Annotated in this window: 18 protein-coding genes; 8 read left to right on the plus strand and 10 right to left on the minus strand. The window is 62.4% G+C overall.

Features of this window, described 5'->3' with window-relative positions:
• A partial coding sequence (locus tag BW991_RS18390) for a transposase (RefSeq protein WP_139335914.1) occupies window positions 1-183 on the plus strand: 183 nt, incomplete at its 5' end.
• 218 nt (window positions 184-401) lie between these two features.
• Here the strand turns inward: BW991_RS18390 and BW991_RS23735 are convergent.
• The 3 genes from BW991_RS23735 to BW991_RS23740 form a co-directional block, all read right to left on the minus strand.
• On the minus strand, window positions 402-890 hold the full coding sequence (locus BW991_RS23735; protein ID WP_139335956.1) for a hypothetical protein: 489 nt from the start codon (window positions 888-890) through the stop codon (window positions 402-404).
• Window positions 891-982: 92 nt separating this feature from the next.
• Complete coding sequence (locus tag BW991_RS18395) at window positions 983-1,318, minus strand: outer membrane protein assembly factor BamE (RefSeq protein WP_076603583.1); 336 nt, start codon at window positions 1,316-1,318, stop codon at window positions 983-985.
• 127 nt (window positions 1,319-1,445) lie between these two features.
• Window positions 1,446-2,636, minus strand: a complete 1,191-nt coding sequence (locus BW991_RS23740) for a hypothetical protein (protein WP_139335957.1) — start codon at window positions 2,634-2,636, stop codon at window positions 1,446-1,448.
• A 163-nt stretch (window positions 2,637-2,799) separates the two neighbouring features.
• Between BW991_RS23740 and BW991_RS18400 the strand changes: the two genes are divergently transcribed.
• A complete protein-coding gene (locus BW991_RS18400; RefSeq protein WP_076603584.1) occupies window positions 2,800-3,879 on the plus strand; it encodes an IS110 family RNA-guided transposase in 1,080 nt (359 codons plus the stop codon).
• A 396-nt stretch (window positions 3,880-4,275) separates the two neighbouring features.
• On the opposite strand, the gene BW991_RS18405 is transcribed toward BW991_RS18400, so the two are convergent.
• Window positions 4,276-5,163, minus strand: a complete 888-nt coding sequence (locus BW991_RS18405) for a HEPN domain-containing protein (protein WP_076603585.1) — start codon at window positions 5,161-5,163, stop codon at window positions 4,276-4,278.
• Window positions 5,164-5,619: 456 nt separating this feature from the next.
• Here BW991_RS18405 and BW991_RS18410 point away from each other — a divergent pair, with 456 nt between their 5' ends.
• The 6 genes from BW991_RS18410 to BW991_RS18435 all read left to right on the plus strand — a co-directional run bounded on the left by BW991_RS18410 (window position 5,620) and on the right by BW991_RS18435 (window position 11,695).
• Complete coding sequence (locus BW991_RS18410; protein ID WP_076603586.1) at window positions 5,620-6,615, plus strand: integron integrase; 996 nt, start codon at window positions 5,620-5,622, stop codon at window positions 6,613-6,615.
• Between the two features lie 282 nt (window positions 6,616-6,897).
• The gene (locus BW991_RS18415) at window positions 6,898-7,200 is read left to right on the plus strand and encodes a c-type cytochrome (protein ID WP_076603687.1); all 303 of its coding nucleotides are present in this window, start codon (window positions 6,898-6,900) and stop codon (window positions 7,198-7,200) included.
• A 7-nt stretch (window positions 7,201-7,207) separates the two neighbouring features.
• Window positions 7,208-7,609 carry a twin-arginine translocation signal domain-containing protein gene (locus tag BW991_RS18420; RefSeq protein ID WP_076603587.1) on the plus strand — a complete coding sequence of 134 codons (402 nt, stop codon included), beginning with the start codon at window positions 7,208-7,210 and terminating at the stop codon, window positions 7,607-7,609.
• A 40-nt stretch (window positions 7,610-7,649) separates the two neighbouring features.
• Window positions 7,650-9,197 (plus strand): FAD-binding oxidoreductase, encoded by a 1,548-nt coding sequence (locus BW991_RS18425; protein WP_076603588.1) that lies wholly within the window; start codon window positions 7,650-7,652, stop codon window positions 9,195-9,197.
• A gap of 9 nt (window positions 9,198-9,206) precedes the next feature.
• Entirely contained in the window at window positions 9,207-10,649 is a 1,443-nt protein-coding gene (locus BW991_RS18430; protein ID WP_076603589.1) for an aldehyde dehydrogenase family protein, read from the plus strand.
• Window positions 10,650-10,765: 116 nt separating this feature from the next.
• A complete protein-coding gene (locus tag BW991_RS18435; protein ID WP_076603590.1) occupies window positions 10,766-11,695 on the plus strand; it encodes a SphA family protein in 930 nt (309 codons plus the stop codon).
• A 92-nt stretch (window positions 11,696-11,787) separates the two neighbouring features.
• Here the strand turns inward: BW991_RS18435 and BW991_RS18440 are convergent, their stop codons facing one another.
• The 6 genes from BW991_RS18440 to BW991_RS18465 all read right to left on the minus strand — a co-directional run bounded on the left by BW991_RS18440 (window position 11,788) and on the right by BW991_RS18465 (window position 14,928).
• Complete coding sequence (locus BW991_RS18440) at window positions 11,788-12,753, minus strand: Vgb family protein (RefSeq protein ID WP_076603591.1); 966 nt, start codon at window positions 12,751-12,753, stop codon at window positions 11,788-11,790.
• A gap of 21 nt (window positions 12,754-12,774) precedes the next feature.
• Entirely contained in the window at window positions 12,775-13,395 is a 621-nt protein-coding gene (locus BW991_RS18445) for a histidine phosphatase family protein (RefSeq protein WP_076603592.1), read from the minus strand.
• Window positions 13,396-13,579: 184 nt separating this feature from the next.
• On the minus strand, window positions 13,580-14,023 hold the full coding sequence (locus BW991_RS18450) for an OsmC family protein (protein ID WP_076603593.1): 444 nt from the start codon (window positions 14,021-14,023) through the stop codon (window positions 13,580-13,582).
• A 13-nt stretch (window positions 14,024-14,036) separates the two neighbouring features.
• Complete coding sequence (locus BW991_RS18455) at window positions 14,037-14,234, minus strand: hypothetical protein (RefSeq protein ID WP_018990247.1); 198 nt, start codon at window positions 14,232-14,234, stop codon at window positions 14,037-14,039.
• Window positions 14,231-14,470: a VF530 family protein gene (locus tag BW991_RS18460; RefSeq protein WP_076603594.1), complete on the minus strand. Its 240-nt coding sequence runs from the start codon at window positions 14,468-14,470 to the stop codon at window positions 14,231-14,233. The genes BW991_RS18455 and BW991_RS18460 overlap by 4 nt, the downstream gene beginning before the upstream one ends.
• Complete coding sequence (locus BW991_RS18465) at window positions 14,467-14,928, minus strand: MarR family winged helix-turn-helix transcriptional regulator (RefSeq protein ID WP_076603595.1); 462 nt, start codon at window positions 14,926-14,928, stop codon at window positions 14,467-14,469. Before BW991_RS18465 ends, BW991_RS18460 begins: the two co-directional genes overlap by 4 nt.
• Window positions 14,929-14,986: the final 58 nt, after the last annotated feature.

The following is a 14,986-nucleotide window of genomic DNA, read 5'->3' on the forward strand; positions in this document are numbered from 1 at the left end:
CGAATCAGCCAACGCAAGCGCAAACGGGTCGAGGAAATCTTCGGCTGGCTTAAAACGGTCGGTGGAATGCGCAAGAGTCGATTCATCGGGCAGGCGAAGACCCAGATGGCGGCCTTCATCTCTGGCGCGGCGTACAACCTGCTTAGAATCGCGAAATTGAGTGATTCGGGGGTGAAGGCGTGAACTGCGGAGCAAAAAGGGCCTCCACGGCACACGCCGGTGGCCGCTTGGGCAATTCGAGCCGAATTGAAAATCCAATTCCGGCGAGGAAGTCGTCATGAAAATCAATCCGTGCCCCCCCGGTTGACACCGTGTCGCGCGTTTTTGCATCACCCTGCTAACCGGCCCGAGCCGGCTTGCCGGCGAAGGGTCCAGCGACCGAAGCGAGGTTGAGCGCCATGTTAGGACTTTGCATACGTGGGGGCATGAACCTGAATTTGTTCTTGCAAGTAGTCTCTGGCTGCGAGGTGATTATTTCGAGCCTGAATGTATTCAGGTTTGTCGAAAACCTGCGTGCCGAGATGTCGCTTATCTTGGGGGTTGTGCAGTGATGTCGCGGTCAATAAAAGTGCGGAGTACGAATCGATGTACTGTCCGGTTGCTTGTCGAAGTAACGGAAAGTAGAGCAGCGCAAGAAGATGCGCGTTATTACCAGATGCCTGATGAGTTAAAACGAGAATGTCTTCTGTACTTGTGCAAGTCATTAAAGCGTGGGGAAGTTTCATTGAGTCAAGGAAATGAGCCCCAAGCTCCTCGTACTTGGTACGCAAAAGTATCTCGCGTTTGTTCTGGCGTTCTAGCCGCGCTTGCAACATGGCTACGAGTTGTGAAACTAAGACGCCAAGCAGAGCCAGCAGTGCGCCAACGACCAAATCTGGGAGCGGTTGCATTGCTAAGTCCTAACGTCGAAGATCAGCCGACGGGCAAAAGCGCAGCTTTTGACCGGTCGGCTGCAGCGTAGTGTTGGGCGCGCGCTGCACGATTACTGGCCTAGTCGGACACCATTTCCAGTGTTGTCTACGAGATTGTACTTTTCGACCCTATCTTGTTGGTCAAAGAGCACTGCCAAGTTCTGCTGCTTCATGCCGGTGCCGAATGGTCCTACGTAAACGTAATGCCAGAGCATTGTGAGCTTCCCTTCTGTGCCGTAGGACTGCGAGAGCGGTGAGCCGAACATTTCGAGCATTTGTTGCTTGGTTGTTGCCCCGGGCCTAATTTTTTGAATGTTCGCCTGGTCGATCTTCGTCCCGCTACTTGCACAGCCTGCAATCGACAAAAATGAGAGTGCTGCAAGGATGCAAATTATGTAGCTACGCATAAGTCCTCCGGACAAGGATAACGGTTGGTCTGAATGTCGGACTACCGAAAGGGCGCCCAACGTCTTAGCTCAGGGGCGCGCCGCTTTGTGGCGCGTCCCCTGGAGCGCATTGTTGGGCGCCTTGCCTTCATCGTAGGCTCTGTACCCGTGCCAAGTACGTGACCGCAGGTGATCGGGACGCTTCGAGTTTCGTTCTTTCTAGTCTTAAATCGAGAGTTCCCTTCAATAGCGCCAATGATCCTGCGAGAATTGAGGCCGCCAGCGCGTACCCAGGGCCGCCAATGAAGTTCATCGCTACAGCTGCAACGCTTCCTGCGGCAATGTTTGAATTCATGGAGCCAACCAACGTGGGCCACAGCTTATCTCTGGTCGCCGCAAGTTCCGCACGATATCCACGTAGATCTGTACGAATTTGTTGCTGGACTTCGTAGCTAGCAACCAGAAAATCATCCGTACTGGGCACTTTACTCAAAATGCGGAGCCGATTGCCCATCTCGCCCATAGCCTGTTTTCTCAGCGGACTTGTCTGCTCACGAAATCGAAGTATCTGCTCCATATCCATTGTCTCGAGCAACTCCCGCGGTACAAGCTCGTCGATGAGCGCGGCAACGGTTGAGTGAGTCAGTTGCATGACAATTTTTTCATCAATTGGTCGAGACCGTTCGTTGGGGTATTCTCGATTCCGAATGAGTTTCCGAATCAAAAGTTCATGGTGCATTGCACTGTCTGTGACTGGCGACAAGCCTAGTTCTTCAGCGGCTGATAGATGGACACTAATCGACACCGCCGATCCTGCTTCATATGACAAAGTCCAAGACGAGAGTTCGTCGCCTTGTTGAACTAGGTGTCCTCTAAGCAGAGAGTCGTCTGAACACAAAGACTCGACGAATCGCCCGGGCATCTTAGGGAGAAAAATTTGCCACGTGGCACTTCCGTCGCCGCGGAGGCAACGATGCGGCATGCCAAAGCGTCCAGGATTCGAGGCAACTCTTGTCCAGCTGTCATCGAGCAAGTCGCTTAGAGCTGATGCTGTGGTCACCGGATTCTCTATGGCAGCTACGTTCACTGGATCGATACGGCGCGCTGCGCCTTCCTGAAAGAGAAGGCGGAGGTTGTCGTGCACCTTCTGATATGCGGCAAACCGCTTATCCTCTTGCCGCTCTAACCCTTCGAAAAGCTTTGCTCTCCAAGAGTCGTCATCGACAGGATCAAGAAATGCCACGCTATCGAAAACGAGCAACATTTGCTTCAAAGAAGCAAGGTCGATAGGACGGGAAAACGGGTAGTAAAGCCCGGAGAGTTCGTTGGCTGTCGTCATTGTTGAGCCCAACGTTTGACATAAGGGGCGCGCTTTAGCGCGTCCCGCTTGATGGACTACAAAGGGACTTCCCACTTCCGCCCGCGGCCTTTGCCGCACGGCATCGAAGTGCCAAGATTGAATTGCTGAAGTTCAATCTGAAGACGCGAAAGGGGAAGTCCAAATGAATGCTACGACGGTCGGGGTGGATCTGGCAAAGAACGTGTTCGTCGCCTGCGTGGCCGATGGCGTAGGGCGTGTGGTCGAGACGCGCGAATTCAACCGCGCGGGATTCCTGGCGTGGCTGCCGACATTGCCGCATGGCACGATCGTCGCGATGGAAGCGTGCGGTGGCGCGCATTGCTGGGGCCGGACGATGCAGGCGCTGGGGCTGGAGCCGCGGCTGATGGCAGCGGAGTTCGTGCGTCCCTACCGCAAGCGCCAGGCGGTGAAGAACGACCGGGCGGATGCGGCCGCGATTGTCGCGGCACTGCTCGCGCCGGGGATGCGCTTCATTCCAGTCAAGACCGAGGCCCAGCAACAGCGGCTCGCGTGGCACAGCCTGCGGCTGGGCTGGATCGAGGAGCGCACGGCTCTCCTGAATCGCATCCGCGGCCTGCTCGCCGAGTTCGGCATGGTGGTCGACACCGGTGCGCTGCGGCTGCGACGCAAGCTCGCCGAGCACGAATTCGACACCGCGCAGCCGGCGCCGATCCGCCACCTGATTCAAGGCGTGCGCGACCAGTTCGACGCCCTCGATCTGCGCATCGCCGAGTGCGACCGCCAGATCGCCGCCCAGCAAGCCGATGACGCCGCCGCCCGCCGCGCGCGTGAGTTGCCCGGCGTCGGCATGCTCACCGCCGATGCCGTGGTCGCCAGCGTCGGCGACGCCACGATGTTCCACAACGGTCGCCAGTTCGCCGCCTGGCTCGGACTCACCCCGAGCCAGTACTCCAGCGGGGGCAAACCCAAACTCGGCCGCATCACCCGGCGGGGCGATGACTACCTGCGAACGCTGCTCGTGCAGGGCGCCCGCAGCGTGCTTGCAGCCGCCTTGCGCAAGGCGCGCAACACGCCCGAGGCGCTCACGCGACTGCAGCAGTGGATCGTGACGCTCAACGGACGCATCGGTTACCACAAGACTTTGGTGGCCATTGCCAACAAGCATGCCCGCCAGCTGTGGGCGGTGCTCGCCAAGGGCGAAGGCTACAACCCCGAGGCGTGGCACCAATGGCACGACTCGGTCGAGCAACCGGCATCCTGAAGCATCGGGGTTCTTTGAAGGTGTTCCCATGACTGCGCGCACGCGATAGACAAACAGGTCAGACCGACCGGCTGAGAGCCTGGCTAACCCAATGGCCGACCAAATAGGGTGTCGCGGTTGATCCCCGCGCCCCGGTCGCGCCGAGGAACGATAGAGGCCAGCCGGTGCGGTTAATCGCAGGGCCCCGGCGCCAGCGCGCCGAACAAGGCCGATTAGGGAAAGGCAGTCTGCTCTGTCTTTGTCCATGCGATGTCGGCAGTCGAAAACCGGTCACGCGTGTGCGTGATCGCGGAAGTCTGAAAATGAGTACGTGATCGACGTCAGGATCGGCCTGCGGCCGGTCTGCAAGAGGATGGGGTTGACGGGAAGTCCCTTAGGGAGGGGTTAGGCATTGCGTCAAGCCGCGCCAAATAGGCGGCGCTCCAGAAGTTCCTTGGTAGGAACGGCTGCTTCATGAATCATGCGCAGCAAAACCCGACGGACAAGCTCGAATGACTTTAGCAAGTGCTCAGGCTCATGGCGTGGCTTCCCGTGAGCCGCAGCAGAGCGCATGTCGTAGAGCGACGCGACCTGCTTTTGAAGCTCAAGGCGTTTGGCGCCCGGCGGCTCAAGGTAGGCGGCAATCAGAGCGGACACGCGGAACTTTAGCTCGCTTGTTGACGGCGAAAAGATTGCTTCGAGAGAAGCCCATAGCGAAACAAGAGTGAGCGCATGGTTTGGCACGAACTGCCCTGCGTCTAGACTGTCCGCAGCGAGACGGAACTCGGTGCTCGATGAATACAACTTGTGCGCAGCCCTCCAGTTCTCTTGAACCCATTTAAGGCTTGCGAGAACGCTCGTTGGATCAATTGTCCCCAAGGGAAAGTGCCGAGGCCTTGTCTCAATAGGAACCATGAAGGGGCGGTCATTGCCTGGAAGCTCGCAAAGTTCTTCAAATCTGTGACTCGAAACCACATGCAGGCCGATGCCTGGATCGCTCCACAGGCGCAAGACCAGAACAGCGAATCGAGCGAGTTCAAATCTCTCATCGAAAGACTTGGCGACATGCCGAGGAATGATCAGCTGTGCCGTGATGTTCTTTTCGCTCGCTCCCATCTGCCAAAACGCGGGCTTCGGTTTGAGTGGATCAGTCGAGGGAGGAGATGTATTGACGAGTGTCAGTGGCGTCAGAAACTTGGCATGCGTAGGGGCGAGAAGAACACCATCCCCGAGGTCGACTGAGTCAGTCGCAAGCTCAAGGCCTGTCAAACCTGCGTGCAGATCGGCGTCGTCGAGTGGATGCATTGCAATGCCTAACGTGATCGAGTTGAGGGACACCCCGCCAGGGGCGAAGCCGCGAACGTAGTGAGCGGTGTTCCCTCTAACGAGTCGTTCTCCGACAGCGAGCGCGGCGGGCACGAACGACCTAAGTATCTATAAGAAAAGAAAAAATACGGCTCAGATAGCGTGCTCTTTCTCCGGAGCGCGGCTTGCGTGTCCGCATGAACACCTGCGGTGTTATGCGTGCGCGCAAATTGCGCTCCGCAAATTAGCAGATTTTCGGCGCTGTATATACGCATGTCGTATGCGATATGCTAGTAAGTTTTGTCGGCGTAGCGTTCGATGTTGGGGAACGTATGGTCGACACCAAGTGTCGGCGTAAAAGTGTTATTGGACATGGCGGATAAACCGGCAACGGCTGGCAAGTCATTGGTCTAGCAGGTATGATGTGTATATCCATACAGCATACTGTCCGATAACATGGATCAAGATTTTCCTTCTGCCGGTTCGACTGCGCCGCGCTTGCTCGATCTTGTTCGGGATCGGCTGCGCCTCATGCACTACAGCCTGCGCACGGAGCAGGCGTATGTTGGTTGGATCAAAAGATACATTATTCATCATGGTCGGCGCCATCCGAAGGACATGGGAAAGCGGGAGGTCGAGGCTTTTTTGACCTCTCTCGCCGTCGAGCGCGACGTGAGTGCGGCGACGCAGGGGCAGGCGTTGTCGGCGATCCTGTTCCTTTACCGGGAGGTGCTGGAGGAGCCCTTGCCGTGGCTGGATGAGGTGACGCGGGCGAAGCGGCCGGCGCGCTTGCCTTCGGTGATGTCGCGCGAGGAAGTGCAGCGATTGATTGCGGCGGTGGATGACCCTTTGCTGGGGTTGATCGTCTCGCTGTTGTACGGGACGGGCATGCGTTTGCTCGAAGGGCTGCGCTTGCGGGTGAAGGACGTCGACTTTGGGCGCGGCGAGATCGTGGTGCGGGAGGGGAAGGGCGACAAGGATCGCGTGACAATGTTGCCGGGGAGCCTGATCGAGCGCTTGCGCGCGCAGGTTTCTGTGGTGCGTGCGCTTCACGCGGCGGAGTTGAAGGCGGGCCGGGGGGATGTGTGGTTGCCGCAAGCCTTGGCGACGAAATATCCCGCGGCTGCGACTTCGTTGGGCTGGCAATACGTGTTTCCGGCGGCGGGGCTGTCGGTGGATCCGCGTTCGGGGGCGGTGCGGCGTCATCACGTCGATGAGAAGCGGGTGCAACGGGCGGTGAAGGCGGCCGCCGCGCGCGCCGGGATCGTGAAGCCGGTGAGTCCGCACACGCTGCGGCACTCCTTTGCCACTCACGTGCTCGAGGCCGGCTACGACATCCGCACGGTGCAGGAGTTGCTCGGACATGCGGAGGTGTCGACGACGATGATTTACACCCACGTCCTGAACCGGGGAGGGCGCGGTGTGCGGAGTCCGCTCGACTTGACGGGGTGAGCGCTGCGAGTGTCGCAAATTCAGACAGTGTCTGAATTTGCGAATCGCACGGTACTGTCGCGTCGCGCATGGTGGGGCGAGGCGCGCGGGGCTGTTTGCGGTGGGGCGCTGTCTGTATTTCAGACACCGCCCCGTTTCATTTTAGGCGGGCGTTTTCCTCCATTGCGTGCTGCAAGTGCCTGTAAATAAGTAAGAAAAGCGCGTAACGCGAAAGCAGGCATCGCTCTTGCTGTGCTCTGGTCGGAGATGTTTGAAGTCAAACAATCAGAAGGGGCGCAAAAGATGCGAACGAGAGCGTGGGCCGGGTGCCTGGGGGTGTTGGCGTTGGTGACCGCGGCGGGAAGTGCGGGCGCGGGACAGTGGCGTGACGGGGCGGAGCTGTACCAGAAGGTGTGTGGCCACTGTCACGAGGCGAACGTCGGGCCGGTGCTGAAGGGGCGCAGCCTGCCGCCCGAGTACATCCAGCGTGTCGTGCGTATGGGCAACCGGGCGATGCCGGCATTCCGCCCGACCGAGATCGACGATGCGACGCTGGCGGATGTCGCGCGCCGGATCAGCACTGGCGCTGTGCTGGCGCGGGAGTGACCGGATCATGGACAGGCGGAACTTCCTGAAAGGCATGGCGGGGGGCGGAGCGCTGGGTCTGGCGCCGGTGGCGGCCCTGGCGGAGGTGTCGGCGCTTCCGACGGAAGCGCGGCAGGGCGTGATGCTGCTCGCGCAGGGCGACCTGCCGCAGGCGATGGCGATTGCGCGCGGGATTGCCGCGGGCGTGGGGGCCAGCCCCGTTGCGGTGGATGCCCGGCAGCTCGGTACCTATGCAGGCATCACGGAGATCCTCGACAGGGCCGCGGGGGCGCGCGTGATCGGGGTGATGGATGACGCATCGGCGCTGATCTTCCAGCAGATCGCCGCGGCGCGTGGCGCGGGGCTCGTGATGGATACCCACCGCCGTGTGGGCAGGGCGAGCCTGGTCTCGTTCGCGATCAACACCTGACGCCCTGCGCGGCAGATACAAATACAACGGAGACAATCGAATGGTTTCGAAGAGCAAGGCGCTGCCGAAAGGCGTGAGTGCGGCCGATTTCGACAAGGTGGTGCGCGAGATCAGGGCCATCGTGGGTGACGAGCACGTGCTGGTCGACGAGGACAAGCTCGCACCGTATCGCAAGATCATGATGCCGGTGCCGGACGAGCAGCACGAGCTGTCGGCGTCGGTGATGCCGGATGGCGTCGAGCAGATCCAGCGCATCATGAAGGTGGCGAACAAGTACCGCGTCCCGGTCTATCCCATCTCGACCGGCAAGAACCTCGGCTACGGTTCCGCGGCGCCGGTGCAGCGCGGGCAGATCGTGATGGACCTGCGGCGCATGAACCGGATCATCGAGGTGGACCCGGAGCTGTGCACGGCGCTGGTGGAGCCCGGCGTGACCTATCAGCAGCTCTACGACTACCTGCAGGAGCACAAGCTGCCGCTGTGGTTCTCGTGTCCGGCCCCGTCGGCGATCGCGGGGCCGGTGGGCAACATGGTGGACCGCGGCGTCGGCTACACGCCGTATGGCGAGCACTTCATGTTCTCGTGCGGCATGGAGGTGGTGCTGGCGGACGGGCAGGTGCTGCGCACCGGCATGGGGGCGATGGAGAACTCCAACACCTGGCAGGTGTTCAAGTGGGGCTACGGGCCGACGCTCGACGGCATGTTCACGCAGTCGAACTACGGCGTCGTGACCAAGATGGGCATGTGGCTGATGCCCGCGCCGCCGGATTTCCGCCCGTTCTGCATCCAGTATCCGAACGAGGCCGACATCACCAAGATCGTCGAGGCGCTGCGTCCGCTGCGCATCGCGATGGTGATCCCGAACGCGGTGGTGATCGCGCACACGCTGTGGGAGGCGCCGTGCACGCCGGTGAAGCGCGCGGACTATTACACCGGGCCGGGTGCGATCCCCGATGAAGCCGTGAAAAAGATCCAGGCCGACCACAGCATCGGCGCGTGGAACGTATATGCGGGCCTGTACGGCACGAAGGAAACCAACGACGCCAACTGGAAGATCATCGAGGCGGTGGCGGCGGGTACCGGCGGCAAGATCATCACGCAGGAAGCTTCGAAGGGCAGCCAGGCGCTGCAGTACCGCTTCGACCTGATGAAGGGCAAGCCCAACCTCGGTGAGTTCGGCCTCTACAACTGGCGCGGCGGCGGCGGCTCGATCTGGTTCGCGCCGGTGTCGCAGGCGAAGGGTGCCGAGACGCTCAAGCAGATGCAGATGGCGAAGACCATCCTCGCCAAGTACGGCTTCGACTACGTGGGCGAATTCATCGTCGGCTGGCGCGACATGCACCACGTCATCGACCTGCTCTACGACCGCTCGAAGCCGGAGGAGATGGAGAAGGCGTATGCGTGCTACGACGAGCTGCTGCATACCTTCGCCAAGGAAGGCTACGGCATGTACCGCGCGAACACCGCCTTCGCGGAGAAGGTTGCCGCGACCTACGGGCCGGTGAAGCGCGACGTCGAGAAGCGCCTGAAGAAGGCGCTCGACCCCAACAACATCATCGCGCCGGGACGGTGCGGCATCAGCCTTTAAGGGGGAGACATGAAGGAATACAAGCTGTTCATCGACGGGGAATGGGTGGCGTCGTCGACCGAGACGATCCTGGACGACATCAACCCGGCGACCGGTGAAGTGTGGGGGAGGGTGCATCAGGCGTCCGCCGCGGACCTTGAGCGGGCGATCGCCGCCGCCTACCGCGCGCGCGAAAGCTGGGGCAACACGCTCGCCAACGAGCGCGAGGCGATCCTGCTGCGCGCGGCCGACGAGTTGCAGAAGCGCATCCCGGAGGTCGCCGACGTGCTGATGGACGAGGCCGGCTCGACCTTCGGCAAGGCGATGTTCGAGGCGTCCTTCGTCGTCAATCTGCTGCGCAGCGCCGCGGGCGAGTGCCGCCGCATCACCGGCGAGACGATGCCGTCCGACAGCCCCGGCGTGTTCTCGATGAGCGTGCGCCGCCCGCTGGGGGTCATCGCCGGCATCGCGCCGTTCAACTTCCCCTTCCTGCTCGCGACGAAGAAGGTCGCGCTGGCGCTTGCGGCGGGCAACACTTTCGTGTTGAAACCCGCGACCTATACGCCGGTCACGAGCCTGAAGATCGCCGAGATCTTCGAGGCGGCGGGGCTGCCGAAAGGCGTGCTCAACGTCGTGCCGGTGCAGGGCTCGGTGCTGGGCAACAAGTTCGTCGCCGATCCGCGCGTGCGCATGATCACCTTCACCGGCTCGACCGAGGTCGGCCGCGAGCTGTCGGCGGAAGCCGGTCGGCACTTCAAGCGCATCACGCTGGAGCTCGGCGGCAAGAGCCCGCTGATCGTGCTGAAGGACGCGGACATCGATTACGCGGTGAATGCGGCGGCTTTCGGCATCTTCCTGCACCAGGGGCAGGTGTGCATGGCGAACTCGCGCCTGATCGTCGAGGCGCCGATCTTCGATGCCTTCTGCGACAAGCTCGCAACCAAGATCAGCGGCTTCAAGGTCGGTGATCCGCGTGATCCGCAGACAGTGATCGGGCCGCTGATCGACCGCAAGCAGTGCGCGGTGCTCGACCGCCACGTCGCCGACGCGGTCGCGAAGGGCGCGAAGCTGCTGTCGGGCGGCAGGAGCGAGGGGGCGTTCTACCAGCCGACGATCCTCGCCGGCGTGACGCCCGACATGGTCGTGTTCCGCGAGGAGAGCTTCGGCCCGGCGGTGTCGGTGATTCGCGCCGCGGACAGCGAGGAGGCGCTGCGGCTCGCCAACGATTCGTGCTACGGATTGTCGTCGGGGCTCATCACCAACGACCTGCAGAAGGCGTTCGACCTGTCGCTGCGGCTGGAGGCGGGGATGGTGCACATCAACGACGCCTCGATCATGGACGAGCCGCACGTGCCTTTCGGCGGCGTCAAGGACAGTGGCATGGGGCGCGAGGGCGGTCATCACTCGATGGACGAGATGACCGAACTCAAGTGGATCACCGTGCAGATGGGCAAGCGGGCTTTCCCGTTCTAGGAGGCTGCTGAACCCATCCCCACCCCAACCCTCCCCTTGAAGGGGAGGGGGCGACCGTGGGGTCGAGCAGAGTTCATATGTTTCATTGCCGCGCAAATAATCAGGGAGGAGACAAGATGAAAATGAGACAGATCAGCGCAGCAGTCGCACTCGCAGTGCTCGCCACCGGCAGTGCCGTCGCGAAGGAGGGCGGCGACCAGTACCCGAACGGCGCCGAAGGCTGGCTCGCGGGCGCGGTGCCGCCGCCGGGCAACTATTTCCTGAACTACTTCGGCCACTACAGTGGCAAGTTGCGCGATGGCGACGGCGACAAGGTGCCGGGTGCCGAGGTCGACGCGTGGTTCGAGGCGATGCGTTTCATCAAGATGACCGACACGAAGATCCTCGGGGGCGACTGGGGCATGCACCTCGTCGTGCCGGTGGTGCAGCAGCGAGTGAAGCTCGGCGGTGACGGCAAGACCGTGACGGGGCTGGGCGACATCACCTTCAACCCGATCATCATCGCGTGGCATACCAAGAACCTGCACTGGACGGTCGCGATGGACATCAACATGCCGACGGGGAAGTACAAGTCCGGTGACCCGAGGAAGAGTATCGGCACGAACTACTGGAGCCTCGAGCCGATCTTCGCGGCGACCTGGCTGTCCGACGACGGCTGGGAGGTGTCCGGCAAGTTCATGTACAACATCAAGCGCAAGAACAAGGACTTCCGCCTTGCGCCGGGCATGCCGAAGATGGACTACGAGTCGGGCGACGACTTCCACATGGACTACGTCGTCGGCAAGCACTTCGGACCGTGGGCGGTGGGCCTGTCCGGCTACTACCTGAAGCAGACCGAGAACGACAAGCTGGAAGGCGAGACGCTGCCGGAAGTGCCGGGCGTATGGTCGCGCGGCCGCAAGGGCGAGGTGTTCGCGATCGGCCCGAGCGTGAGCTACACGAACAAGAGCGGCACGATGTTTATCGCGCAGTGGCAGCACGAGACCGAGGCCGAGAACCGCTTCCGCGGCGACAAGGCGTTGTTCAAGCTGGTGTTGCCGTTCTGAGTGGCTATCGAGGCGGCAATCAGGTGCTCCGTTCGCCCTGAGCCTGTCGAAGGGCAATTGCAGGGCTTCGACAGGCTCAGCCCGAACGGGGGTTATTGATTGGTGCGATAGACGGTGAGGTGGTCGGTGCCGGACTCCGGCGCCCACACCTCACCCTTCCGGCCGAGGATCTGGCGGACCGCGGCGTTCGATTCGGGCGAGGGGAAGGACTCGAAGCGCTCGTTTGCCGGGTCGAAGCGGTGCATCGCGTTCGCGCCGAAGTCGCTGATCCACACGTGGTCGCGCTCGTCGACATACACGGCGTAGGGTTTGGAGCCCTCGCCCGGAACCCGCCATGCGCGCCATTCATTGGTCTTCGGGTCGAAGCGTGAGAGCTGCCCCGACTGCCACTCGCTGACCCAGACCCGGCCCTTGGAATCGGACCACACCCGGCGGGCGCCCTGGTTGGGCGTCGGCGGCTCGATGACTTCGGCCTTGCCGCTCGCGCTGTCGATGCGCGCGATATGGCTGCCGGCGAGCGAGGCGTAGTAGATCTCGCCGCCGGGCGTGCTGGCGATGCCGTAGGGGCCGCGCCCGCGCGGGGCGTCGAACACCTGCACCGCGCCGGTCTTCGGGTCGAGCCTGCCGTAGATGCCCGACTGGCCGGTGAACCACAAGATGCCCCTGCCGTCGAAGGCGGCGGTGTTGAGGTTCGCGTAGGCGCCCTCGGGCAGCGGATAGCGCGTGACTTCGAAGGTTCTGGGATCGACGCGGACGATCGCGTTGAGTCCGCTGTCGGTGATCCACGGCGCGCCGTCCGGGCCGACGATCACGCCATGCGGTGCGGAGCCGCGGCCGAGCGGGATGTGGCGCGTCTTGCCGGTGGCGGGATCGAGGACGCCGAGCGCGCCCTGACGCTGGGCGGTGTACCACACCGGTCCGCCCGGTTCGGGAGCGGGCGCAACGTCGTGCGGGTGCGCGCCCGCCGGGACTGCAAAGCGCTCGACCCGAACGTCACTTGCGCTCGCGACGGTCGCCGCGACGAAGAGCAGGGCCCCGATCGAGTTCATCCAGCGCATCGCCCGTCCTCCTTCGGTTGCTCATCGTTCTTGCGCCAGCCGGATCCACTCGTCCGGCCCCACGTGCGCGACGACCTCGAATCCGCCGCGGCCGTCCGGGCGCAGCACCGCCGCGCCGGCCTCCACCGGCCGCCGGTCGGAGACCAGCATGAACACGTTTCCATGCGCGACCAGTACGGTGTTGGTTCCTTTCGGCGGCGGGGTGGCCATCAGCCGCTTCGCGGCGTCGCGCAGCGCGGCGGTTCCGCCGGCATGCTCGGCGTGGGTCTCGTTGATCAACGCGCGCGTGACGGCGACCTCGCCCAGTCCGAGCAATCGGGCGGTTTCCTGCGTGCGGCAGAACTCGCTCGCGAGGACCTGCCCGACCGGAATCTTCAGTCGCCGCAGCGCGTCCCCGACCTGGCGGGCCGTTTCGCGACCGGCCTCCGAAAGCTGCCGCATGCGTGCCGGCGCACAGCTTGCCCAGCCCGCATCCTTCGATCGGTCCGATTGCGTCCGGTCCGTCTGGGCATGGCGGAAGTAGAGCACGTAGCCGCCCGTGCGCAGCGCTTCGACCAGTGCAGCGTCGGCCGCGTGAACGGTCGATGGCAGGATCTGCGACAAGAGGGCAAGGGCCGCGGCAAGACAGCGCAGCAGTGACATCTTCGGCTCCCGGCTGGTCGATGTTCCGCTATAGCACAGATCGCGCGCCTTGCCCGGCGCATGCCGCGCGTACCGGATTCCTGCGCGGGCATTACGGCAATTGACGCGGCAAACACCTACATGAGCTCTGCTCGGGCCGCCTGTTCCTCCCCTTTGAATGGGGGAGGGAGCGACCGGGCCATGATCAGCCGAGGTCCAGCTCGACCTTGGCGGTGAGCGAGTTGGCAATGAAGCAGCGTTTGTGGGCGCTGGCGTGGATCGCGGCGAGCGTGTCGGCATCGGGCTGCTTGTCGACGAAATCGACGCGCGGCGACAACACGATGCGCGTGATCGCGAGGCCCTTTTCGGTCTTCTCGAGGTGGCCGACCGGATTGTCGCTGTAATGCGCTACCGGGAAACCCTTCACGTCCGCGAGCGCGAGGAAGAACAGCATGTGGCAGCTTGCAAGGGCGCTGACGACCATCTGCTCGGGGTCGGCGCGCAGCGGGTCGCCGAGGAAGTCCGGCGACGACGACATTTTCACCTCTTGCCCGCCGGCAAGGGTGGCGAGGTGGTTGCGCGAATAGGTCTTGGGGTCGCCCGGATCGGGGGCGCGCGACCATTCGATCGCGGCGGAATGCTGCGACATCGTGTGCTTCTCCTCAGCGATATTTCTGGTAAACGGCGCGCGCGTCGGCGTGGGCGCGGTCGAGAGTGCAGATCGACGGATCGTCGTCGTGAAGCGTGAAGAAATCGTCCGCCTGGGCGCGCATCACCATGTCGATGGCGGCCTGGTCCTCGACGTTGTATTTCTCGGTGATCAGCGTCGTGACTTCATCGAGATGTTCTTCGTAGGTCATTTCGTATTCCTTGCCTGCGTGCGCAGCATGTACAGGTACAGCGACTCCACCTTCTCGCGCGCCCACGGCGTGCGCCGCAGGAACTTGAGGCTGGAAGGAATGCTGGGCTCATGCGTGAAGCAGCGGATGGCAATGTGTTCGCCCAGCGAGTCCCAGCCATAGTGCTCCACCAGGCGGGTCAGCATGGCTTCCAGCGTGACGCCGTGAAGCGGGTTTCCGGGTTGTGCGTCGCTCACCGGTGTTCCGGAAAGATCTTCTGCAGCAGGCTCACGAGGGTGGAGCGTTCGTCTTCGCTGAGATGTTCGACGAGCCGCTTTTCATGTTCCTGCACGCGCCGCTTGAGCTTCTTCAGCAGCGCCACGCCGTCGGTCGTGAGTACGAGGGAGTTCGAGCGGCGGTCGTTCTCGGCCGGCCGGCGCTCGACCAGACCGCGGCGTTCGAGGTTGTCGATGACGGAGACGACCGTCGAGCGGTCGAGGTGGGCGGCGCGGGCGAGCTCGGTCTGCTTGAGTCCGGAGTTGGCCTCGATGATCACGAGGATGCCGAACAGGCCGGGGGTGACGTCGAATTCGCCAAGTCCTTCGGAAAAGTCACGGAAGATCGCGATCTGCGCGAGACGCAGCTGGTAGCCGGCCAGGCCGGGCAGCATGCCGAAGTCGAGACCTTTCTTTTCCGTTGGTTTTTTTTGTGTCATGGAATGAATAGGGGAAAAACAAAACGTTGGGTCTCCCAAGTATGCCGTCCAAACGTTG

Origin of the sequence: Aromatoleum tolulyticum (assembly GCF_900156155.1) — a bacterium.
GTDB lineage: Bacteria > Pseudomonadota > Gammaproteobacteria > Burkholderiales > Rhodocyclaceae > Aromatoleum > Aromatoleum tolulyticum.